The organism is Collinsella acetigenes (assembly GCF_012844445.1).
Lineage (GTDB): Bacteria > Actinomycetota > Coriobacteriia > Coriobacteriales > Coriobacteriaceae > Collinsella > Collinsella acetigenes.
In genome coordinates, this window is sequence record NZ_JABBCP010000002.1 from 333,865 (window position 1) to 356,010 (window position 22,146).

General features: G+C 54.6%; 21 protein-coding genes. 20 read left to right on the forward strand and 1 reads right to left on the reverse strand.

Annotated elements, in window-relative coordinates:
* From mrdA to rsfS, 11 genes are all read left to right on the forward strand, one after another.
* Positions 1-2,046, forward strand: a complete 2,046-nt coding sequence (gene mrdA, locus HF320_RS04425; protein WP_169277224.1) for a penicillin-binding protein 2 — start codon at positions 1-3, stop codon at positions 2,044-2,046.
* A gap of 17 nt (positions 2,047-2,063) precedes the next feature.
* Entirely contained in the window at positions 2,064-3,263 is a 1,200-nt protein-coding gene (locus HF320_RS04430) for an FtsW/RodA/SpoVE family cell cycle protein (protein ID WP_169277225.1), read from the forward strand.
* Positions 3,264-3,275: 12 nt separating this feature from the next.
* Positions 3,276-4,184, forward strand: coding sequence for a YcjF family protein (locus tag HF320_RS04435; RefSeq protein ID WP_169277226.1), 909 nt, complete (start codon positions 3,276-3,278; stop codon positions 4,182-4,184).
* Positions 4,185-4,195: 11 nt separating this feature from the next.
* Entirely contained in the window at positions 4,196-6,073 is a 1,878-nt protein-coding gene (locus tag HF320_RS04440) for a TIGR03960 family B12-binding radical SAM protein (protein ID WP_169277227.1), read from the forward strand.
* Complete coding sequence (locus HF320_RS04445; RefSeq protein WP_169277228.1) at positions 6,070-6,888, forward strand: TIGR03936 family radical SAM-associated protein; 819 nt, start codon at positions 6,070-6,072, stop codon at positions 6,886-6,888. Before HF320_RS04440 ends, HF320_RS04445 begins: the two co-directional genes overlap by 4 nt.
* Before the next feature lie 98 nt (positions 6,889-6,986).
* Entirely contained in the window at positions 6,987-7,358 is a 372-nt protein-coding gene (rplU, locus tag HF320_RS04450) for a 50S ribosomal protein L21 (protein WP_022387443.1), read from the forward strand.
* A 36-nt stretch (positions 7,359-7,394) separates the two neighbouring features.
* A complete protein-coding gene (gene rpmA / locus HF320_RS04455) occupies positions 7,395-7,652 on the forward strand; it encodes a 50S ribosomal protein L27 (RefSeq protein ID WP_169277229.1) in 258 nt (85 codons plus the stop codon).
* An 81-nt stretch (positions 7,653-7,733) separates the two neighbouring features.
* Positions 7,734-9,134 (forward strand): GTPase ObgE, encoded by a 1,401-nt coding sequence (gene obgE, locus HF320_RS04460; protein WP_169277230.1) that lies wholly within the window; start codon positions 7,734-7,736, stop codon positions 9,132-9,134.
* Positions 9,127-9,822 (forward strand): nicotinate-nucleotide adenylyltransferase, encoded by a 696-nt coding sequence (gene nadD, locus HF320_RS04465; RefSeq protein ID WP_138377545.1) that lies wholly within the window; start codon positions 9,127-9,129, stop codon positions 9,820-9,822. Before obgE ends, nadD begins: the two co-directional genes overlap by 8 nt.
* Before the next feature lie 6 nt (positions 9,823-9,828).
* Positions 9,829-10,449: a bis(5'-nucleosyl)-tetraphosphatase (symmetrical) YqeK gene (gene yqeK, locus HF320_RS04470; RefSeq protein WP_230205570.1), complete on the forward strand. Its 621-nt coding sequence runs from the start codon at positions 9,829-9,831 to the stop codon at positions 10,447-10,449.
* A complete protein-coding gene (gene rsfS / locus HF320_RS04475; protein ID WP_169277231.1) occupies positions 10,446-10,892 on the forward strand; it encodes a ribosome silencing factor in 447 nt (148 codons plus the stop codon). The genes yqeK and rsfS overlap by 4 nt, the downstream gene beginning before the upstream one ends.
* Here rsfS and dinB read toward each other — a convergent pair.
* Positions 10,889-12,178, reverse strand: coding sequence for a DNA polymerase IV (gene dinB / locus HF320_RS04480; protein WP_169277232.1), 1,290 nt, complete (start codon positions 12,176-12,178; stop codon positions 10,889-10,891). The genes rsfS and dinB overlap by 4 nt on opposite strands.
* Positions 12,179-12,364: 186 nt before the next feature.
* Here dinB and rpsP point away from each other — a divergent pair, with 186 nt between their 5' ends.
* The 9 genes from rpsP (at position 12,365) to ppdK (ending at position 21,969) form a co-directional block, all read left to right on the forward strand.
* Positions 12,365-12,718 (forward strand): 30S ribosomal protein S16, encoded by a 354-nt coding sequence (rpsP, locus tag HF320_RS04485; RefSeq protein ID WP_022387436.1) that lies wholly within the window; start codon positions 12,365-12,367, stop codon positions 12,716-12,718.
* Between the two features lie 62 nt (positions 12,719-12,780).
* Positions 12,781-13,026, forward strand: coding sequence for a KH domain-containing protein (locus HF320_RS04490; protein WP_052445347.1), 246 nt, complete (start codon positions 12,781-12,783; stop codon positions 13,024-13,026).
* A 3-nt stretch (positions 13,027-13,029) separates the two neighbouring features.
* Positions 13,030-13,563 carry a ribosome maturation factor RimM gene (rimM, locus tag HF320_RS04495; RefSeq protein ID WP_052445312.1) on the forward strand — a complete coding sequence of 178 codons (534 nt, stop codon included), beginning with the start codon at positions 13,030-13,032 and terminating at the stop codon, positions 13,561-13,563.
* Positions 13,563-14,321: a tRNA (guanosine(37)-N1)-methyltransferase TrmD gene (gene trmD, locus HF320_RS04500; RefSeq protein WP_169277233.1), complete on the forward strand. Its 759-nt coding sequence runs from the start codon at positions 13,563-13,565 to the stop codon at positions 14,319-14,321. The genes rimM and trmD overlap by 1 nt, the downstream gene beginning before the upstream one ends.
* A gap of 17 nt (positions 14,322-14,338) precedes the next feature.
* Positions 14,339-14,899, forward strand: a complete 561-nt coding sequence (lepB, locus tag HF320_RS04505) for a signal peptidase I (protein ID WP_169277234.1) — start codon at positions 14,339-14,341, stop codon at positions 14,897-14,899.
* A 109-nt stretch (positions 14,900-15,008) separates the two neighbouring features.
* On the forward strand, positions 15,009-15,920 hold the full coding sequence (locus HF320_RS04510) for a glycine--tRNA ligase subunit alpha (RefSeq protein WP_022387431.1): 912 nt from the start codon (positions 15,009-15,011) through the stop codon (positions 15,918-15,920).
* Positions 15,921-15,925: 5 nt separating this feature from the next.
* Positions 15,926-18,019 (forward strand): glycine--tRNA ligase subunit beta, encoded by a 2,094-nt coding sequence (gene glyS, locus HF320_RS04515; RefSeq protein ID WP_169277235.1) that lies wholly within the window; start codon positions 15,926-15,928, stop codon positions 18,017-18,019.
* A 154-nt stretch (positions 18,020-18,173) separates the two neighbouring features.
* Entirely contained in the window at positions 18,174-19,043 is an 870-nt protein-coding gene (locus tag HF320_RS04520) for a pyruvate, water dikinase regulatory protein (protein ID WP_169277236.1), read from the forward strand.
* Between the two features lie 190 nt (positions 19,044-19,233).
* Positions 19,234-21,969, forward strand: a complete 2,736-nt coding sequence (gene ppdK, locus HF320_RS04525; protein ID WP_169277237.1) for a pyruvate, phosphate dikinase — start codon at positions 19,234-19,236, stop codon at positions 21,967-21,969.
* Positions 21,970-22,146: the final 177 nt, after the last annotated feature.

The following is a 22,146-nucleotide window of genomic DNA, read 5'->3' on the forward strand; positions in this document are numbered from 1 at the left end:
GTGGATGCTAAAATTCTTGTCATCATCACCGGTGCCATCCTGGTGATTGCCATTTTGGTTTCGCTTGTGATGATGCGGCGAAATCCTAACCGATTTACGTATGACACCGCTCACGGCACCCGTCCTCGTGCCTCAGAAGGGGAGGGCAATACTTCTCAGGTTGCTTTCAAGGGCCGATTTACCATGCTTGCCGCGGGCGTCGGTGCCGTCTTCGCTGCGATCTTTGCCAAACTTTGGAGCATGCAGATGGTCTCCTCGGATTATTACGAGGGACTCTCCAATCAAAATCAGACTCGCACAGTAACGACGCCCGCTCCGCGCGGCCGTATTCTCGACCGAAACGGTACGCCTCTTGTTACCAATCGTCCGTGCTTAACCGTTGCTGCGTATCGCTCGCTTGCCGAAGATACCGTCACCGTTCGGCATCTTGCAAATGTGCTCGGTATGCCCTATATCGCCGTCAAGCGCAATATCCAAAACTACAACGAGAGCGCTCAGAGTCTGCATACCGTTGCTTCGGATGTTCGTCGATCCACGGTTGCGTATATTCAAGAACATGCCTCGTTTTTCAAAAATGTCGAGGTCGTCGAGCGCACCGAGCGTTACTACCCGTATGGATCGCTTGCCGGTCATCTGCTTGGGTATACGGGTACCATTACGAGTGAACAGCTCGAAAAGCAAGATGATGATGAGAACAAAAGTGCTGGAACGATTGCCTATAAATCGGGCGATATCGTCGGCCAGACCGGCGTCGAGCTGCAATACGAGCGCTTGCTTCAGGGCATTCGCGGCGAGCAGACTGTTCAGGTGAATGCTGCGGGTGCGGTGACCGGTCGCTCTGGTGCCGTGCCGGCAGAACCCGGCAGCGACGTTAAATTGACCATCGATCTTTCGATTCAGCAGGCTTGTGAGAACGGTCTTGCCCATGCAATTCAGATTGCGAAGCAAAACGGGCATAACACGAATCGTGGCGCCTGCGTATGCCTCGATTGCACCAATGGCGAGATCTTGGGAATGGCAAGCTCGCCCGAGCTCGATCCTTCGGTCTTTATCGGTGGTGTCTCAAACGATGTATGGAACCAGCTGAACAGCGAAGATAGCGGGTTACCCATGATCAATCGTGCTATCTCTGGTCAGTACATGTCGGCTTCGACCATCAAACCTCTTTCTGCGCTGGCTGCTCTCAAACATGGCATTTTCACCGAGACGCAGACAACGATGTGCAGTGGCTGGTGGACTGGTTTTGGTGAATCGGATGGCAAGTGGTGTTGGCTCCATTCCGGTCATGGCACGATGACTCTTCGTAACGGTATCGTCCATTCCTGCGACCCGGTGTTCTACGACATCGGAAAGGGTTTTTTCTACGATAAGGACAATCCTGAGGGATTACAGGAAATGTATCGCAGCTGGGGGCTCGGTTCTTCTACCGGCGTGGACCTGGGCGGTGAGGCTTCGGGGCGCGTTCCAGATGCCAAATGGAAATCGGAGTATTTCTCTAGCTGGAGCGAGTCTGACCGTACTTGGAACGGTGGCGATATGACCAATATCGCTATCGGCCAGGGTGACATCTTGGTTACTCCCTTGCAGATGGCTTGCGTATACGCTGGCATTGCAAACGGGGGCAAGGAGTATGTGCCGCATGTATTCCTGTCTGCTGTCTCTCGTGACGGCGAAGGGGATACTGTGACGTATAAACCAAAAGAGCGCCTAAAGGGAGATTTCGCAAAAGAGTCCCATCTTAATCTTGTGAGAGATGGACTGAAGGGCGTTATCTACGAGGAGTCTTCTGACCAAGCCTCGCATTTCACGAGCTTGAGCACGACTGTGGCGGGTAAATCCGGTACTGGTCAGAAAACGAACGAGGATGATTATTCCTGGTTTATTGTCTATGCGCCCTATGATGACCCTAAATATGTCGTTGCCTCGCTTGTCGAGGAGGGCGGCTTCGGTGCCACAGCTTCACTGTATGCTGTGCGCGATGTCCTTGGTGCGATTTACGGCGAGCCCGATACCGCAGGCACTACTGCAGGCGATGGCGCACGATAAGGAAGGAGGGGAGACCCATGGCTCAACGCGCAGTTTCGACAAAAGATGCATTGAAGCATGTCAATAAACGAATAGGCCAGGCGCGCGGTTCGCTGCGTCGTCAGATCAGTCTTCCCGTCCTCTTTGGTGCCGCGGGCCTTGTTGCATTTGGCTGTCTTATTATCTGGACTGCTTCTCTTACCATTTCTGCCGCATCTTTTTCGCGGCACCTGATTGGTATTGGCTTGGGTACCATCCTTGCCCTTTTCTGCTGGAAGACCGATTTTCGCGGTCTCTCCAATATCACGACCGTCCTTATGGTCATAGATATCATCGTCATTTTCTTGCCCTATGTTCCTGGTCTTTCTTACAGTGCGAAGGGCTTGACGGGATGGATTCAGATCCCCTTAATCCATTTGACATTTCAGCCGGTAGAGCTTGTCAAAATCATCACGGTCTTTATCGTGGCCGCGCTTGGAGCGCAGTATAACGGGCGTATCGATTCTGTTCGTAATTATGTGAAACTCTGCGGCATGCTTGCCATTCCGTTTTGTTGCGTGCTTATAGCCGGCGATCTTGGAAGTGGCCTCGTTGTCTTTTTCTCTGGTGCCATCATCATTATGATGAGCGGCCCGCGTAGGGAGTGGGTGCTTTCGACCATCGCCATCCTTATCGGCCTCGTTGCCTTGCTGCTTGCTGCGGATTCGCTGGTTGATAGCATTGTGGGGCGCGATGTCTTGCTCAAGGCCTATCAGATGAATCGTCTGCTGGTCTTTCTTGATCCTACGGCTGATACCACGGGTGCGGGTTACAACCTGATGCAATCGCTTATCGCCGTTGGCTCCGGTGGCTTTTTTGGCAAGGGTATCGGAAATGCAACGCAGTCTGCTTCGGGTTTTCTTCCGGAAGCACATACCGACTTTATTTTTGCCCTTACGTCCGAAGAGTTTGGATTTGTCGGAGATCTGTTGCTGCTCTCCCTGTTTGCCCTTTTGATTTTTTCGACGATCCGTGTTGCGTACAAGAGCGACTCTTTATTCTTGCGTCTTGTTGCCGTTGGCATTGTGGGCATTTGGACGTTTCAAGTTCTTGAAAATGTTGGCATGTGCATTGGGCTTATGCCAATCACCGGCATTCCTTTGCCTTTTATTAGCTTTGGTTCGAGTTCGATGCTGATGCAGCTTGCTAACGTAGGTATCGTACAATCCATATGGAGACATCGCACGCAGGCCCGGTAGAAAGGAGCGCTTATGCGTGTTCCCTTGAATAAAATCGCCGATATGGCAAAGCTCGGTGCTACAACGGTTAAACAATCTGATGATCCCGTGCGTATTGCAGTTATCGTTGACGATACGGCGACGCCTTTTCTTATCCAGACGGTGCGCGATGCGTTTGTTCCGCAAACCACTTCTGCTATCGTTCGCGTATCGCGTATTGCCGATTTTGATGCTGCCCTGAAACGCGATACCGACATCGTGCTTGTTCTGACGTGTGGGTCCGATGCGTTGCAAGACGCCGTGCAGCGCATTGTTATCGCCGGTGCCCCTGTGGCTGTTCTCTGCGAATCGAGCGTTGAGGTGCCGTTTATCGAACAGGATACAAAGATGCTCGGTCTTGTTTCGGCGACGGATGAGACCACGCTTCTCGAAACCCTCGCCCGTTGGATTCTCGATCACACGGAAAAGCAGACGGCGTTTGCGGCAAACTTCCCCTTCATGCGCATTGCCGCCGCAAATCGTGTTGTCACCTCGAGTATGTTCACCAATATGGCGACGGGTGCCCTCGTCTTTGTTCCGGGGGCTGATTATCCCGTTATGGTGGCGGCCCAAATCGGCATGATGATCCAGCTTGCTTCGATCTTTGGTAAGCCGCTTTCCTTTGATCGTGTCTACGATGCGGCGGGCATTCTCGCATCCGGCTTGGGGGTGCGTGCGATTACTCGCCAACTCTGTCGTGGCGCCGGACATTATGCCTTCGCTGTCAAGGCCGTTATGGCCGCTGGCGGCACCTATGCTATGGGTCGGGCGCTTTGCTCCCTGTACGAAAGCGATATCGATTATTCGCGTGCGAATGACGCTGTGTCTTCGTTCGTTTCTTTTCTTAAACGCAATCTATCGACCCAGGATGCTCAGCAAGACGTGGTCGACATGACCGCCTAGAGGTTTGTATCGTGAGAATTCCATACGAAGACAGATTCAGTGACTTGGAACCGCTGCTTGCTCGCGTTGAAAAACCGAGCCGCTATATCGATCATGAGTGGGGCACGCTTAGTTCTGCAGAGGCCGATTACCGTGCCTGCCTGATCTATCCCGATGTTTACGAGGTCGGTTTGCCCAATCAAGGTCTTACCATCCTGTATAACATCTTGAACCATCAGGAGGGCATTTCCTGCGAGCGCGCCTATCTGCCCTGGATTGACATGGCCGATGCCATGCGTGAGGCCAATGTGCCCCTTCTTTCCCTTGAGGGGGCGGCACCGCTCGCTTCTTTTGATGTTGTGGGCTTTCATATTCCGCATGAAATGGCCTGTACAAACTATCCTGAAGCGCTCGATCTTGCGGGCATTCCGCTTTTTGCCAAAGATCGCGGTGAAGACGATCCGCTTGTCATAGCGGGTGGCCCTTCCGTTTACAATCCCGAGCCGGTCGCGGCCTTTTTCGATGCCATCTTGATTGGCGAGGGCGAGGAATCCTTAGTTGAAGTCTGCCGTACGCATCAGCGTCTAAGAGATGCTGGTGCCTCTCGTATCGAAATTCTTCGCGCGCTTGCGCTTGTACCCGGCACTTACGTACCGGCACTCTACGAGGAATGCCATGATGGTCCCTGTACAGAGCATGGATACGTGGTGCCCAAGCAGGGAGAGGATGTTCCCTCCGTTGTATACAAGCGCGTCATTGCCGATTTCTCCTCGACAAACCCGGTTCCGCAAACCGTGATGCCCTATGCGCAACTCGTTCATGACCGTCTTTCCGTTGAAGTGCTGCGCGGTTGTGCCCGTGGATGTCGTTTTTGTCAGGCAGGCATCACATATCGACCCGTGCGCGAGCGCACTCCCGACCAGGTTGTCTCTGCTGTCATGGGGGGCCTTAAGGACACCGGGTACGATGAGGTCTCTCTCACCTCGCTTTCAACGACCGATCATTCCTGCTGCTCGCAGATTCTGGCGCGTCTCAATCGTCGTCTTGCCGACACCGGTATTCGCGTGTCTATCCCTTCCCAGCGTCTTGATTCCTTTGGCGTCGACATGGCGCTGCAGGTGGCGGGGGAGAAGAAGGGCGGTCTCACCTTTGCTCCCGAGGCGGGTAGTCAGCGCTTGCGCGATGTTATCAATAAAAACGTGACCGAGGACGATCTTGAGCGCGCAACCCGCGCCGCCTTTGAAGCCGGCTGGCGTCGCGTCAAGCTCTATTTCATGATGGGTTTGCCTGGTGAGCGTGACGAGGATATCGTCGCCATAGCAAATCTCGCCGATAAGACCTATGAGCTCGCTCGCGAGGTTGTTCCTAAGGCCCAGCGTGGAAATGTATCCGTTTCCATTTCATGTTCCGTCTTTATCCCCAAAGCGCAAACTCCGTTCCAGTGGTGTGCCCAGACGCCTGACGAAGAGGTCAAACGTCGCCAGCAGCTGCTGCTTGCCAGTGTTAGAAATCGTGCCGTTCGTGTGCACTATCACGATGCGGACACTTCACTTCTCGAGGCGGTTCTTTCTCGTGGTGGCAGGGATATCACGCCTCTCATCGTCGGTGCCTGGAAGCGTGGTGCGCGCTTTGACGCTTGGACTGAGCAGTTTGATCTTTCGCGTTGGGAGGATGCGGCTGCCGAGCTTGGCATCGATCTTCGCGCCGTGGCTTCGACACCGTTCGATCTTGACATGCGTCTTCCTTGGGAGCATGTGAGCCCCGGTATCAAACGCGGTTTTCTTGAACGCGAATACCGAAAATCCCTTGAGGGCGAGACCACACCCGACTGTACGCGTACCTCGTGCACCGGTTGTGGAATCTGTCCTACGATTCATGCCTCGAACGTTTTGGTGGGTGAGCGCGGATGAGCGACCCTAATGCACAATCTTTGTTCCGCTTGCGCGTGCGCTATCGCAAGACGGGGCGCCTGGCCTATCTGGGTCACCTGGAAGTCATTCATACTATCGAGCGTATTGTGCGCAGGGCGGGGTTGCCCTATGCGGTGACCCAGGGTTTCTCGCCCCATATGCGTGTCGGGTTTTCCTCGGCACTCCCCGTGGGCACGAGTTCGACCTGTGAATGGTACGACCTGTTCTTGACCGACTTAATTCCTGGCCCGGAGGCGTTTGAGCGCCTTCTCGCGGCCTCTCCGGCCGATTTGGCACCCGACCTTGCTGCATATATCGATGTCAAGGCGCCGGCCCTCACGGCTCAGATTACGCGTTGCGAATATCGCGTTATGCTCCATATGACCGCCTCCTACGAATCGCGTGGCGAAGCCATTGCCGCTATTATCGGTACGTTGCTCTCAGAGGGTCCGATCGAGTATCAGCGCGGACGTAAGTTCAAGAAGCTTGATCTTGCGGGCACCATCGCTTCGTTTGACGTCGCCCGCGAAGATGCCAAAACGATGGCTCTCACGTTGGACACGCGTGTTTCCAACGAGGGGGCGCTTCGCCCCGAGATTCTTCTTGCCGCACTTGATCGACGTCTTGTTGGGGGACCATTTGCGTCCGAGCCGATCGTCTCGACGGGTATTCAAGACCTTATTTCTATCGAACGATATGATGTTTGTCGGATTTCTCAGCATATTGAGGACGAAAACGCTACACTGAGACCCGTACTCGAGGTGTTCGATGTGCCGTCCAGACCCGTCGCGGCAACGCATGTGCCGTCCTTGTGAATTAGCAGGGAATTCTTTCTCTCAATTCGTTGACGGGTGCATACGCACCTGTTACTATATTCGGCTGTTGCACTAACTGATGCATGAAGGGCAAAATAATGTACGCAATCGTTACAACTGGCGGCAAGCAGTATAAGGTCGCCACCGATGATGTTCTGAACGTCGAGAAGATCGACGGCGAGGTTGGCACTAAGGTCACCCTGCCGGTCGTTTTCCTGAATGACGGCAAGAAGATCGTTACCGATCCTGCCAAGCTTGCGAAGGCTAAGGTCACTGCTGAGATCGTCGAGCAGTTCAAGGGCGAGAAGCAGCTTGTCTTCAAGTTCCACAAGCGTAAGCGCTATCGTCGCCTCAAGGGCCATCGTCAGCAGCTTACCCGTCTGAAGATCACCAAGGTCCAGGCTACGACGCGTGCTCGCAAGGCCGCTGCCACCACCGAGGCAGCTGCTGAGGCACCCGCAGCCGAGTAGTCTCGCACGAGAACTGTAAGAAAGTAGGTAATAGACATGGCACACAAAAAAGGTCTTGGCTCGTCTCGTAACGGCCGCGACTCCCGTGGTCAGCGTCTGGGCTGCAAGCGCTTTGCCGGTCAGACCGTAACCACCGGTACTATCCTCGTCCGTCAGCGCGGTACGCACATCCACCCCGGCGCCAATGTCGGTCGTGGCAAGGATGACACCCTGTTTGCTCTCGTCGACGGTACCGTTGAGTACACGCATGGCGTTAAGCATCGCGTCAGCGTTCTTCCGCTGGTCGAGGCTTAATCGCACCCTTCATCTCAAGCATCTATGGGAGACCCTTGCCCGCGAAGGACAAGGGTCTTTCTTTTATGAGAAAGGTATCCGATGTCTCAGTTTACCGATATCTGCCGTATCAACGTTAAGGGCGGCGACGGCGGCGCTGGCTGCATGTCCTTTAGACGCGAGGCCTACGTGCCTAAAGGCGGTCCTGACGGCGGCGACGGCGGCCGTGGCGGCAACGTAGTGATCCAGGCTACGTCTCAGCTGTCTTCTTTGGTCGACTACCGCTTCAAGCATCATTTCCGCGCAGAGCGCGGCACGCATGGTCAGGGGTCGCGTCGAGACGGAAAATGCGGTGAAGATCTGATTCTGAAGGTGCCGATGGGTACAATCGTGCGCGAGCTCGATCCCGAAACGCAAGAACCTCTTTACGTCGTCGCCGACCTTACGCATGATGGCGAGTACGTCACGGTTGCTCCCGGTGGATGCGGCGGACGTGGAAACACGCATTTCGTGACCTCGACGCGCCGCGCTCCCGCCTTTGCCGAAAAGGGCGAGCCTGCAGAGGAGCATTGGATTGAGCTCGAGATGAAGCTCATGGCCGACGCTGCCCTTGTAGGTATGCCAAGCGTCGGCAAATCGTCCTTGATCGCGCGCATGTCTGCCGCACGTCCCAAGATTGCCGACTATCCGTTTACGACGCTCGTTCCCAATCTTGGTATGGTGCGTGCGGGCGACTATTCTTATGTCGTCGCCGATGTTCCGGGTCTTATCGAAGGCGCAAGTGACGGTCGCGGTCTAGGCCATCAGTTCCTTCGCCATATCGAGCGCACCGCACTTATCATGCACGTTATCGATGTAACCGGTAGCTTTGAAGACCGAGATCCGCTTGAGGACTACCGCGTCATCAACGATGAGCTTGCCGCGTATGCCTCTGAGCTTGCCGAGCGCCCGCAAATCGTTGTTGCCAATAAATGTGATGTGAGCGGTATGACCGAGCGCGTTGCTGCTCTTCGTCAGGCGGCAACGGCCGATGGCCATATGTTCTTTGCGGTTTCGGCCCTTACCGGTGCAGGCCTCAATTCCTTGATGCTTGCTGTTGGCGAACAAGTTTCCAAACTTCGACAGGAGCTTGCCAAAGATGCTCCCGCCGAAGAGGTCGATACCGAGCAGTGGGAGCGTGTCCGCCATGAGCGCGATAGGCGCTTTAGGGTTGTGCCCGAGGGCAATGGTATTTGGCGCGTTCTTGGTCGTGGCATCGAGCGCATGTGCGTTCAGACCGACTGGGAAAATGAGGATGCCATCATCTATCTGCAGCATCGTCTATCCCGTATTGGCGTCGACGACGCCTTGGAGAAAGCAGGTTGTCGCGCGGGCGATGAGGTTCGCATTACGGGCTATTCGTTTGCATATGAAGGCGCCCTTGACGATTTTGAGGACGAAGTGTTCGAAGACACCGACTTCGCGGTCGAACCCTCTCTCGATGACGGGGAAATCGATGGGTAGCATTTCTCATCTTCCCGAGCTTGGGGCCGATCCTGAACGTGAATATCGATTGGGGATTATGGGTGGAACCTTTGATCCCATCCATTTCGGTCACTTGGTAACTGCAGAGCAGGCGAGGGAGGCGCTTTCGCTTGACCTCGTCCTGTTCATGCCCGCCGGTTCCCCGGCGTTTAAGCAGAATTCCCCTGTTACCGATGCCGAGGACCGATACGCTATGACGTTGCTTGCCACGGCGGCAAATCCTGCTTTCGACGCAAGTCGATTTGAGATCGATCGTGAGGGCATCACATACACCATCGATACTCTCGAGGCGCTGCGGGCGCATTATCCCTTAAACGTCAAGCTCTATTTCATCACGGGTGCCGACGCCGTGCTCGATATCATGACTTGGCATGATGCGGAGCGCATGGCCAAGCTTGCTACGTTTATCGCCGCTACGCGCCCCGGTTATGACATCAACCATGCTTGCGAATGCATCGAGGCGAGCGGAATCGAGTTCAATGTTCGCTATATCGAGATTCCCGCTCTGGCAATTTCCTCTACGAACATTCGCGAGCGCATCCGTCATGGCAAAAGCGTGCGGTATCTGACCTCTGAGCCTGTGATTGGCTACATTCACAAGAATCGGCTCTACAATACAGATTCACGTGAGCGCGTGGATGCGCTGAGAACTGTCGGAGAGGGGTGAATAATCGTGGCCGATATCCAAAATGCGACCGAAGATGAAAAGCTTCGTTATTTAACTCGCATGCGTGAGCTTTTGAGCGTTCGCATGGAAGAGGTCAAGCCTCGTCGCTATAAGCACTCGCTTGGTGTTGCGCGAACTGCCGCGCACCTTGCTGAGGTGTATGGGGTCGATTCATTTTTGGCCGAGGCCGCCGGGCTCGTCCATGACTGGGACAAGGTGCTCGACGACAGCGAGCTGTTGGCGCGTGCAGCTCAGTACCGCATTCGACTTGCGGGATCGCCTACCTATAGCACCCCCTTGCTCCATGGTCTTGTTGCAGCTGTAGAGCTGCCTCATATATTTCCCGAGCTCCCTGAAGAGGTTTGGCAGGCGATTGCGCGTCATACCGTTGCCGCCGTTGATATGACGCCACTCGATATGGTTGTATTCATTGCTGATGCTATTGAACCCATGCGACAGGGCGATTATGCCGATGAGCTTCGTGCCCTTGTGGGTAAAATCTCCCTTGAAAGCCTTTTTTTCAAGTGCTTTTCCCAAGGCCTCTCGTTTGTCATCTCTACCGGCCGCTACCTCTATCCCACGGCCATTACCATTTACAATGCCTATGCTACGAAAGGATTCGCATGACCGATTCGATCGATATGTCTGCACCCATTGCCGACGCCGACCAGTTTGCCGTAGACTCCGAACGCTCTGCCGCCTCTTTGTCGTCTTCGGGTGTCGACGCTGCCTCCGTTGCCCGTCGTGCAGCACAAGCTGCATTTGATAAGAAGGCAGAAGATGTCTGCGTTCTTGACCTTACTGAGCTTTCCGATGTCTGTGATTACTTTGTTATCGCTACGGGCTCCAACGCCCGTCAATGCGATGCGGTGATTGACGAGGTTGAAGAGAAGGTCGCCGAAGCATTTTGTGAGCACCCCTTCTCCATCGAGGGGCGTGACGAGAAGACCTGGATTCTTATGGACTACGGTTCGGTCGTCGTTCACGTTTTCACGCCTGAGGCTTGCGACTTCTATCGCCTGGAAAAGCTTTGGGGAGATGCTCCCCAGCTCGACGTAGAGCTCGTCTAATCCTCTTTGTGCATATACTTATCTTTTCGCACGATATCGCCATCGAAGCGGGCGGCACGGCCAAAACCTACCGCCCCTTCGCCAAATTTTTCACGCACCTGGTCTATCGTCACCGATAGCTTGCGACGCTCAGAGGTTTGCGCTCCACGCTCATCAAGCGTGCAAAATAGGTCGGTTTGGACTTCTTTAGGGCTGTCGAAATCACTCATGGCAAGGCCGGCCAGGCGTACATGCATGCCTTCAGACCAAACCGACGAAAGCAAGCTAAGGGCTACGGGCACAAAGACGTTTTCGTCATCGGTGGGGTGGGGAAGCCTTCGTTGAATGGTTTTTCCTGCGCCCCAGCTGTATTTCAGCTTTAAGGTGACCGTATTGCCTAATAGGGCTTTTCGGCGCATGCGGCGTGCAATTGATTCACCAAGCAGCACAATGGCTGCTTCAATGTCTGCGCGTTCGATAAGATCATGGGCAAAGGTCCGCTCGTTGCTTACCGATTTGACGTCTTCAGGCGCATCGATAGGGGAGACCGCACTCAGCTCCCTGCCTTGTGCGCGCTCGCGCATAAGGTCTGCGTTTACGCCAAACACTGCAATCAAATCGCTTTGCCGCGCACTTGCAATGGCTCCAAGCGTTCGTATGCCACGTTCGTTGAGCATTCGCTCTGCCGCGGCTCCGATTCCGCTCATTGCACGTACTGGCAGAGGGCTCAAAAATGCTCGCTCGGTTCCCGGTATGACAATTGTCAGGCCATGGGGTTTGTCGCGCTCGCTTGCGATTTTGGCTACTGTTTTGCTTGATCCTAGGCCAATGGAGCAGGTAATCCCCAGCTTGGAGACACGCGCCGAGATACGCTTGCAGATTTCGACCGGGTTTTCGGTATTGAATCTGCCCGGGGTGACATCGAAGAAGGCTTCATCAATCGATACCTGGTCAACATAGGGTGTCTCATCGGCGAGAATCGCCATAACCTGAGCGCTCATCTCCCGATATCGAGCGAAATTCCCCTTAGTCCAAAAGGCATGAGGACAGAGTCGTTGGGCTTGCGCGGAGGACATTGCGGAGTGAACCCCGAACATGCGTGCCTCATACGATGCGGTTGACACCACCCCGCGCGACTCGGGTGGCCCTCCGACGATGACGGGTTTGCCGCGCCATTCGGGATGGTCAAGCTGCTCGACGCTTGCAAAGAAAGCATCAAGGTCCAAAAGCCCGATGGCTTGCCCACGCCACGCACCGAAGAGCGAATCGAATGCGTTGTCTGAATCGTATGTATGTTCGGTATCCATGAAGCAAGTATAACGCGATTACGTGGAAACCCTTGCATTTTGTCGATTCATGGTTATGATATGAAAACGCTGTCGTTCATACCGAAGAAGTTTCTCTCACGACTTCACCTGCTCCGAACGATGGCGTATCATTACAAATCGTTTGTTTGTTGTTGCAGCTCAGCTGCTTGGTTGGAGGAGTTTTCATTGGCAGTCAAAATCCGCCTCGCTCGTCATGGTTCTAAAAAGCGTCCGTACTACCGCGTAGTCGTTGCTGATTCTCGCAGCCCGCGCGATGGTCGTCTGATCGAGGAGGTCGGCCGTTACAACCCGCTGACCACGCCCAAGACCATCAATCTCGATCTCGAGAAGATCGCCGACTGGCAGACCAAGGGTGCTCAGCTCACCGACGCCGTTGCCGCTCTGGTGAAGGCCGCCAACGAGGGCGAGAAGGCCGCTGCTGCCCCCAAGAAGTCCAAGAAGCAGCTCGCTCGCGAGGCTGAGGAGGCCAAGAAGGCCGCCGAGGCTGCTGCTGAGGCCGCTGAGGCTACCGAGGAGTAACGTTGTCCGAGGAGCTCAACGCAATCGAGGATGAGCTTGAGGTTTCGAGCACTGACGAAGAGATGGTTTCCGATCGCATTGCCGATTTGGTTGAATATCTTGTTGTCAGCATCGTTGATGATGCCGATTCCGTGAGCCTCGAGGTTATCGACGGCGAGGATTCATCCACGATTGAAGTTAGCGTTGCCGAGCCTGACGTCGCGAAGGTGATCGGCCGTCACGGTCGCACCATCAAGGCGGTTCGCACGCTTGCGCGCGCACTTGCTGCGCGTCTTGAAACGTCAGTCGAAGTCGAAGTCTTGGGATAAGCCTTGGCTGTTCGTTATCGCAACATAGCTCGTGTGGTGCGTCCGCACGGGTCAAAAGGGGAGGTTCTCGTGGCGCCGCTGCGAGGCCTTCCCTTCCTTTTGAAAAAAGGGCTCACCTGCGCTCTGACGCCGCCTGCGCTTGACCGCGATCGATTCTGCTCCATCAGGTCTCTTTCGTGTGGTGGCTCTGAGGCGCTCGTTTCTTTTAGCGGTGTCGATTCGCTCGATGCTGCCGAGGCAATTGCCGGATGCTATGTTCTTGTAGCAGAAGATGAACTCGATCTTTCGCCCCTTGATCATTCGATAGATGATTTGATTGGGAGAAAGGTCCAGGATTCCCGTTACGGCTATCTGGGTGTTGTTACTGAAGTTATCTGCACGCCGGCAAATGATGTTTGGACTATCGACGAGGGTCCTTTTGGGGAGCTCCTCATTCCTGTCATCGATGAGGTGATTGATTCGATTCCCGATGACGGCCCCATCCATACCTCTATCATGGACGGTATCGTTACCGAGAGCGAACGTGAGGACGCTTGATGATCATCGAAACCCTTTCCGTTTTCCCCGAGATGTTCGATACCGTGATGTCGACATCCATTTTGGGACGTGCTAAGGCATCTGGGCTCTTTCAATTTCATGCATATAACCTTCGCGACTGGACGCACGACCGCCATCGTACGGTCGATGACGAGCCTTACGGCGGCGGACAGGGTATGCTCATGAAAGTTGAGCCCTTGGCCACAGCCATCGAGGATATCGCCTCCACGGGTCCTCGCCCCCATGTCATTTTCTTTACACCGTGTGGCACCCCTTTCAACCAGCAAGTTGCCGAGCGACTCTCGTATGAGGAACGTATCTTGATGGTTTGCGGGCGTTATGAAGGCATGGACGAGCGTGCATATGAGTATGCCGATGAGCGCTTGAGCATTGGTGATTATGTTCTGACGGGCGGCGAGCTTCCTGCAATGGTTGTTGCCGACTCCGTTGTGCGACTTTTACCGGGTGCACTTGGTGACGAAATGTCGAATGTCGATGAATCCTTTGCGACGCAGGCGGGCGGCGGGCTCTTGGAATATGAGCAGTACACGCGACCTGCAACGTTTAACGGCAATAGTGTCCCCGATGTCCTTCTTTCGGGCGATCACGCGAAGGTCGATGCGTGGAGGCGGAAGAATGCTATCGAGCGTACTTGTCGTTGGCGCCCCGATCTTATCGACACCGCCGATCTTTCACCTGAAGAGACCCGTTTTGCCCGTGAGCTTATCGAGCGATATCATGTTATTCCCTCTGAATAGCGAGAATTGGAGCCATCGTGACGCCGCATAACGGTTCTTTCCTCCGAAGTCTTGCGGAATGGCTGATCGTCATTGTCATTGCCTGCGCCGCAACCTTTCTCATCCGTTCTTTTATCATTGAGCCGTACGTGGTTCCTACGGGATCGATGGAGTCCACCATCGAAATCGGCGATCAGGTCCTTGCCGAAAAGGTAACGGTTGAGCTTGGTCGGGGAGTGCGCACGGGTGACATCGTCGTCTTTCATAACCCCGACTCCAGCTCTGAGCACGACGTGCTTGTCAAGCGCGTCGTCGCGCTTGGAGGACAAACTGTCGATATGAAAGATGGGATCCTTTATGTTGACGGCCAGGCGCTCGATGAGCCGTATGTGGCAGGGGAGTCTTGGCCGCTTGCCGCACAGGCCGATGGGATAACGGTGACGTTTCCGTATACGGTGCCCGAGGGCAGCGTATGGGTTATGGGCGACAACCGTGAGAACTCCGCCGACTCTCGCTATTTTGGAGCGGTGAGCCAGGAGAATATCATCGGCGTGGTCGTTTTGCGCTACTGGCCCTTGAATCGTTTCGGCACCCTGTAGAAATAACGCATCATCTTAAAAGTTTGACCCGAGCCGTGCGTATTCGCTCTGCACTTGGGCTACCATAGCAAACCGTATGAACCAATCGTGAATCGAGGGGATTTTGGGTATGGAGAAAAACGCTCTCACGTTCCAAGAAATCATCTTGCGTCTCCAGCAGTATTGGGGAAAACAAGGCTGTGTCATCATGCAGCCGTATGACTCCGAGGTCGGTGCGGGTACGTTCCATACTGCAACCCTGCTGCGTTCCTTGGGCAAAGATTCCTGGAGGGCCTGCTATGCGCAGCCGTGCCGTCGTCCAGCCGACGGTCGTTATGGCGAGAACCCCAACCGTATGCAGCACTATTACCAGTTCCAGGTACTTATTAAGCCTTCGCCTGTAAACAGCCAGGAACTGTATCTTGATTCTTTGGCGGCTATCGGCTTGGATCCAAACGAGCATGATGTGCGCTTCGTTGAAGACGACTGGGAGAGCCCGACGCTTGGTGCCTGGGGCCTTGGCTGGGAGGTCTGGCTCAATGGCATGGAGGTTACCCAGTTCACCTATTTCCAGCAGGTGGGCGGAATCGAGGTCAACCCCGTCCCCGTCGAGATCACCTACGGTCTTGAGCGTATCGCCATGTATGTTCAGGGCGTGAATTCCGTATATGACATTGTGTGGAGCTACTTGCCCGACGGCACGCCCATGACCTACGGAAACGTTTTCCTCGAAAACGAGCGTGAGTTCTCGGCATACAACTTCGAGGTCGCAAATATCGACATGATGCGTCAGAAGTTCGATGATTATGAGGCTGAGTGCCACTCCTGCCTCGATCGCAAGCTGCCGCTTCCCGCTTATGACTGTGTCATGAAGTGCAGCCATGCATTCAATATCCTTGACGCTCGCGGAGCCCTGTCCGCCGTCGAGCGTGCCAATTACATTCTTCGCGTTCGCGCCGTCGCGAAGGCCTGCTGCGAGTCGTATCTCGCCGAAGTGGCCGGTGGCTCCGCCGATAACGCTTCGTCCCAGAAGGAGGCATAGAAACGATGTCTGAAAAGAAAGACTTCTTGCTTGAGATCGGAACCGAGGAGATGCCCTCCGCTCCGCTCATTCACGCTTCGAAGCAGTATCGTGAGCTTTTGGCCAAGGGCCTTGATGATGCCGGTCTCGCTCATGGTGACATCAAGATCATCACCTCTCCGCGCAGGCTCGGTGCGGTCATCGCAGACGTAGCGATCGAGACCGAAGAGGTTCATGAGGTTAAGCGCGGCCCCGCTGCAAACATCGCTTTTGATGAGTCTGGTGCTCCCACCAAGGCGGCGTGCGGCTTTGCACGCAAGTGCGGCGTTGATGCTTCTGAGCTTGTACGTCGTGAGGACACCGATGGACGCGAGTATGTTTTTGCCGAGCGCTTCGTTCCCGCGACTCCTGCCCAGCCTATTTTGACCGCACTAGCCGAGAATGTCATTTCGTCTCTTGAGTGGCCAAACTACCGCTCCCAGCGCTGGGGTTCCGAGACTGCGACATTTGTTCGCCCTATTCGTTGGATCTGTGCGCTTCTTGGTAACCAGGTCATTCCGGTACATTATGCGGATGTCGATAGTTCCAATACGACTCGCGGTCATCGTGTTTTAGGTCCGGGGGAGCACGTTGTCGCTTCTCCTGCCGATTACGAGCGTGTCCTTGAGGAGAATGGCGTTTTGTCTGCCGAGCGTCGTCGCAAGGTTATCCTGGATGGCATTGCTCAGATTGAAGCGGAGCGTGCTGGTGCCCATGTGGACATGCCCAAGAAGGTCTTCGATGAAGTTGTCAATCTTTGCGAGTGGCCTACGGTTCTCGTTGGTGTCTTCGACGAGGAATTCCTCGCTGTCCCGCATGAGATCATCTGCGAATCGATGCTCTCCAATCAGCGTTATTTCCCCATTTACGATGCGAACGGAAAGCTGACGCGCGAATTTGTCGTTGTTTCCAACACTAAGCCGGAAAACAACGAGCGAGTTATCGATGGCAATGAGCGCGTTGTTCGCGCTCGCCTCTATGACGCCAAGTTCTTCTATGACGAGGACCTTAAGGTTTCGCTTGAGACCTTCCGTTCCCGTCTCGCAAGCGTTGCCTTCCAGGAGAAGCTCGGCAACGTCTTGCAGAAGACGGAGCGTATCGAATCGCTCTCTTTGGCAATTTGCCGTGAGGCGCGTATCGGAGCACATGTTGCATCCGATGCTCAGCGCGCTGCTCATTTCGCCAAAGCCGACCTCGTTTCCTCTGCTGTTGTTGAGTTTACTAACCAGCAGGGTGTTATGGGCGGTTATTACGCGAAGGCTGCCGGTGAATCCGATGAGGTCGCCGAGGCTATCCGCGATCACTATCGTCCTCGTTTTGCAGGCGACGATCTTCCCTGCGGTCTTGCCGGCTGTGTTGTGGCCGTTGCCGATAAGCTTGATACCATCGCTGGTATGTTTGCTATTGGCGAGCCTCCGACCGGTTCCAAAGATCCATTCGCACTGCGTCGTTCCGCTATCGGTGTCATCAACATCTTGGCAGATCGCCTGCGTTGCGGCTATGTTGCCTTGGTCGATGCTGCTCTGGATGCCTATCTTGAGCAGGGCCTCTCGTTTAATAAGCCTGAAGTCGCACAGAATATCTGCACCTTTATCAAAGGTCGTATGGAGCAGATTGCCCGCGATGCGAAGATTAAGTCCGATACGGTTGCTGCGGTTTCCCGTGGCACCATTGAGGCTCCTGTCGATTTCTTTGCGCTCGCCCATGCGCTCGACGATGCTCGTGCCAACGATGCCGAGACGTTTGATAATCTTGCTACAGCTTATGCCCGTGCAAGCCATCTGGCAGATTCGTCGCTGGGCCAAGATGTTGACGAGGCGCCTCTTCTGCCTGTCGAGCATGACCTTCTTCGTGCGATCGATGATGCTCAAGATAAGGTTCACGCCGCGATTGATTCCTCTTCCTACGCTGAGGTTATTTCTTCTCTCGCCGAACTGCGTGAGCCTATCGATCGCTTCTTCGACGATGTCCTGGTAATGGATGAAGATGAAACGATCAAGAACAACCGCCTGCGTTTGCTCAATCGTTTCGTTTCCGTTTTCCATGATGTTGCCGACATGGGTGAACTTGCTCGAAAGTAATTTCTTTCGACATATTTTGATATGAAAGCGAATCGCTCAATATTAGAGCGATTCGCTTTCGTTTTATTCCGACCGCTTGAATCCAATCACTCATGACACCTTAAATCAGGGTAGTATGTCTGTTATATCCACTGAGAGGATAAAGGGGGCAATAATGCCGGATAGTTTTGACGAAACAACGCCCATAGTCCATGTTATCTCCGATTCCCTTGGCGATACGGCTTGCGAGGTCGTGCTTGCCGCTGCGGGCCAATTTGATGAGGGCAGTATTCGCATTTCGCGGTTGCCAAAAGTTTCGCATATCTCTCAGGTGACTTCTTATCTCGATATGCAATCAAAGAAATGCGTGAATAGCGCGGTATTCCATACGATTGTCAATACCGATCTACGCCACGCGGTGATGGACGAATGTGTAAACCGCAACATCCCTAACGTCGATTTGATGGGCCCTGCAACCAGTATCATTTCCCAGCTTACCGGAAAAGAGCCCCATGGTATCCCTGGTACGATCCACCGAACCGATCAAAGATATTTCAAGCGCATCGAGGCGATGGAGTATTTTGTTGAGCACGATGACGGTAGGGGAGCCGACGATATTCGTGACGCTGACATCGTCTTGCTGGGCATTTCTCGAACTTCAAAAACCCCGCTCTCTATGTACCTTGCTTTTCAGGGCTATCGTGTTGCCAATATTCCCCTTGCACTTGAGATGGAGCCGCCTCAGTCGATCTTTGAAGTCGACCCCATGAGGCTGTTTGGGCTTCTTTCTACAACCGATGTCATCGCCGACATCCGTGACCGGCGACTGGGGGATGACTATTCGCGAGCTTGGGCCTCTTCTTATTCTGATCCCGAATCCATTACTCGGGAGATGGAAGAAGCTCACAAGCTGATGAAACGCCTGGGCTGCTTTGTTATTCGCACCGACCGAAAGGCAATCGAAGAGTCTGCTGCAGAAATCATCGACCACCTTGAAACAGTTCAAGCAGCTCGTGCAGCCAGGGCAAGAAAAAATTCAAAATAGGTATCTACATCAAGTAACCACATGTAGAGCCGTTTACGGTAACTTTCGTTACGGTCGCGGGTCATATCCCTTAATACGAAAGATTTCGTAGGTTTTTGCCTATCATGCTAGTTGCCCGGACTCCAACTGAGGTCCGGGCTTTTCATACCACGATAGTGCATCAACACAGATGCGATGAAAGGGGATTATCGTGAGCACACAGCAGCGCGTCTACCGTTTTGGTGTTGACGAGCACGGGACCGATGTAACCGAAGGCGCATCGAGCATGAATTACACGCTTGGCGGCAAGGGCGCCAACCTTGCCGAGATGGCGCGCATCGGTCTGCCTGTTCCTCCGGGATTCACCATCACCTGCCAGACCTGCGTCGAGTACTCGGGAGCCAACAACACGTGGCCCGATGGCGCTCTTGACGAGATCGCTCAGGCAGAGGATGATCTCGAGCGTCGCATGGGTAAGAAGCTCGGCGACCCTAACGACCCTCTGCTGGTTTCTGTGCGTTCCGGTGCCCCGTTCTCCATGCCCGGCATGATGGATACCGTTTTGAATCTTGGCCTTAACGACGAATCTGTGCAGGGCCTGATCAAGCAGACGGAAAATCCTCGTTTCGCCTGGGATTCCTATCGTCGCTTCATCCAGATGTTCTCGAACGTCGTTCTTGATGTCGATGCAGATCTTTTTGAGAATGCCATTACGCAGAAGAAGGTTGTCGCTGGCGTTCGCAATGACTCCGATCTTTCTGCCGAGGACCTCGAAGAGCTCGTTGCCGAATTCAAGGAGATCTTCTCCTCTTACGTTTCTGCCGAAATTCATCCTGAGCTCGTCGTTGATGGCGAGGTGTGCTTCCCGAGCGACCCGAGCCTTCAGCTCCGCCTTGCCATTCAGGCCGTTTTTGGCAGCTGGATGAATGAGCGCGCTATCCTGTACCGCAAGCAGCACGCAATCTCAGATGATTTGGGCACTGCCGTCAACGTGCAGGTGATGGTTTTTGGTAACAAGGGCGAGACCTCAGCTACCGGTGTCGCCTTTACCCGCAACCCCGCAGACGGAACCAAAGAGTTCTACGGCGACTTCCTTGTCAACGCCCAGGGCGAAGACGTTGTCGCCGGTATTCGCAACACCGAGCCCATCACCGATCTTAAGAAGACTCCTGGTCTTGAAGAGGCTGGCGCCGAGCTCGAGCAGGTTTTCGTGACCCTTGAAAATCACTATCGTGATATGTGCGATATCGAGTTCACAATCGAGCAGGGCAAGCTTTGGATGCTGCAAACTCGCGTGGGAAAGCGTACCGCTACGGCTGCGTTGCGCATTGCCATCGAGATGGTCGAAGAGGGTCTTATCACGCGTGACGAAGCGGTTTCACGCATCGATCCGTCTCAGCTCGATCAGCTGCTCCATCCGCAGTTTGACACCACGGCCAAGGTTGATATTCTCGCTCGCGGTCTCAATGCAAGCCCCGGCGCCGCTGTGGGCAAGGTCGTCTTCTCTTCCGATGATGCCGTCGCGAGCGCAGAGGCGGGCGAGCCGTGCATCCTCGTTCGCTGGGAAACCAACCCCGATGACCTCAAGGGCATGGTTGCCGCAGAGGGCATCCTCACGAGCCACGGTGGCAAGACCAGCCATGCTGCCGTCATCGCGCGCGGCATGGGCACTCCTTGCGTCTGCGGCGTTGAGTCCTTCCGCATCGATGCCGCCAAGAAGGAAGTGCGCGTTGAGGGTACCGATACCGTTCTTCATGAGGGCGACATGATTTCCATCGACGGTGCTCAGGGAATCGTTGTGCTCGGTGCCGTACCGCTGGTTTCGGCCGAGCTTTCCGGCGACCTCGAGACCATTCTGTCTTGGGCAGACGATATTCGCCGCGATGCCTCCTTCGGCCATCTTGTCGGCGTTCGCGCCAATGCGGATAACCCCGAGGACGCAAAGCTTTCTCGCGAGCTGGGCGCCGAGGCAATCGGCCTGTGCCGCACTGAGCATATGTTCCTGGGAGATCGCAAGCAGATCATTCAGACCTTCATCCTTACTGACGAGCCCGATGTCCGCCAGCATGCACTCGCCGATCTTCTTTCCGTTCAGACCAAGGACTTCCTCGAGATGTTCCGCGAAATGGACGGCAAAAACGTTATCGTTCGTCTGCTCGATCCGCCCCTGCATGAGTTCTTGGATGATCCGCGTGCCCTTGAGGTCGAGATTGCGCGCGCCGAGGCTCAAGGAGCAACAGCGGAGGAGCTTGCACCCAAGCGCGCCCTGCTGCGTCGTATTGACGGCATGATTGAGTCCAACCCGATGCTTGGCCTTCGTGGCGTGCGCCTTTCGATTGTATTCCCCGACCTGCCTTTGATGCAGGTGAGGGCCATCGCTTCTGCTGCCGCCACTTTGAAGGCTCAGGGCCTCGATCCGCGTCCCGAGATCATGGTGCCGCTCGTCTCTATGACCACCGAGCTTGCGCAGCTGCGTTCCGTAATCGAACGTGTTATCGACGACGTCGAGCGCGAGAATACTGTTGAGCTTGACATTCCTATCGGAACGATGATCGAGCTTCCTCGAGCCTGCGTTACGGCAAACGAGATCGCTCAGCACGCAGACTTCTTCAGCTTTGGCACAAACGACTTGACCCAAACCACGTTCGGCTTCTCCCGCGATGACGCCGAGTCGAAGTTCATCCCGATTTATCTGCATCGTCACGTTCTCGAGTCCAATCCGTTCGAGACGATCGATGACGGAGTGGTCTCGCTGGTGAAGATGGCTGTCGATCGCGGCCGCTCCACCAATCCCAAGCTTGATCTTGGTGTTTGCGGTGAGCACGGTGGTGATCCCCGTTCTATCAAGAAGCTCTACAGGGCGGGAGTCGACTATGTCTCTTGCTCTCCGTATCGCGTGCCTATTGCTCGACTTGCTGCAGCGCAGGCAAAGCTATCCGATCGCTAGTTGCATCTAGCATCATTTTGCGATAAAGACGCTTCCCCCTTTCGTGCCCCCTCCGTGAGGAGGGGGCACGTTGATTTAAGGAACCTCCATAAACTAAGGTTTTGTCGCTATTTCTTCTTGCTTCGCGCAGGTACTTGCGTATAATTACTTTCGTTTGTTCAACTACGTGTCGACATT

What these genes read in the sequence shown, in the direction of transcription:
- HF320_RS04430 (WP_169277225.1), top strand. Translation starts at nt 2,064, where the DNA reads ATGGCTCAACGCGCAGTTTCGACAAAAGATGCATTGAAGCATGTCAAT.
- HF320_RS04435 (WP_169277226.1), top strand. Translation starts at nt 3,276, where the DNA reads ATGCGTGTTCCCTTGAATAAAATCGCCGATATGGCAAAGCTCGGTGCT.
- HF320_RS04445 (WP_169277228.1), top strand. Translation starts at nt 6,070, where the DNA reads ATGAGCGACCCTAATGCACAATCTTTGTTCCGCTTGCGCGTGCGCTAT.
- rplU (WP_022387443.1), top strand. Translation starts at nt 6,987, where the DNA reads ATGTACGCAATCGTTACAACTGGCGGCAAGCAGTATAAGGTCGCCACC.
- rpmA (WP_169277229.1), top strand. Translation starts at nt 7,395, where the DNA reads ATGGCACACAAAAAAGGTCTTGGCTCGTCTCGTAACGGCCGCGACTCC.
- obgE (WP_169277230.1), top strand. Translation starts at nt 7,734, where the DNA reads ATGTCTCAGTTTACCGATATCTGCCGTATCAACGTTAAGGGCGGCGAC.
- nadD (WP_138377545.1), top strand. Translation starts at nt 9,127, where the DNA reads ATGGGTAGCATTTCTCATCTTCCCGAGCTTGGGGCCGATCCTGAACGT.
- rsfS (WP_169277231.1), top strand. Translation starts at nt 10,446, where the DNA reads ATGACCGATTCGATCGATATGTCTGCACCCATTGCCGACGCCGACCAG.
- dinB (WP_169277232.1), bottom strand. Translation starts at nt 12,178, where the DNA reads ATGGATACCGAACATACATACGATTCAGACAACGCATTCGATTCGCTC.
- HF320_RS04490 (WP_052445347.1), top strand. Translation starts at nt 12,781, where the DNA reads ATGGTTTCCGATCGCATTGCCGATTTGGTTGAATATCTTGTTGTCAGC.
- trmD (WP_169277233.1), top strand. Translation starts at nt 13,563, where the DNA reads ATGATCATCGAAACCCTTTCCGTTTTCCCCGAGATGTTCGATACCGTG.
- HF320_RS04510 (WP_022387431.1), top strand. Translation starts at nt 15,009, where the DNA reads ATGGAGAAAAACGCTCTCACGTTCCAAGAAATCATCTTGCGTCTCCAG.
- glyS (WP_169277235.1), top strand. Translation starts at nt 15,926, where the DNA reads ATGTCTGAAAAGAAAGACTTCTTGCTTGAGATCGGAACCGAGGAGATG.
- HF320_RS04520 (WP_169277236.1), top strand. Translation starts at nt 18,174, where the DNA reads ATGCCGGATAGTTTTGACGAAACAACGCCCATAGTCCATGTTATCTCC.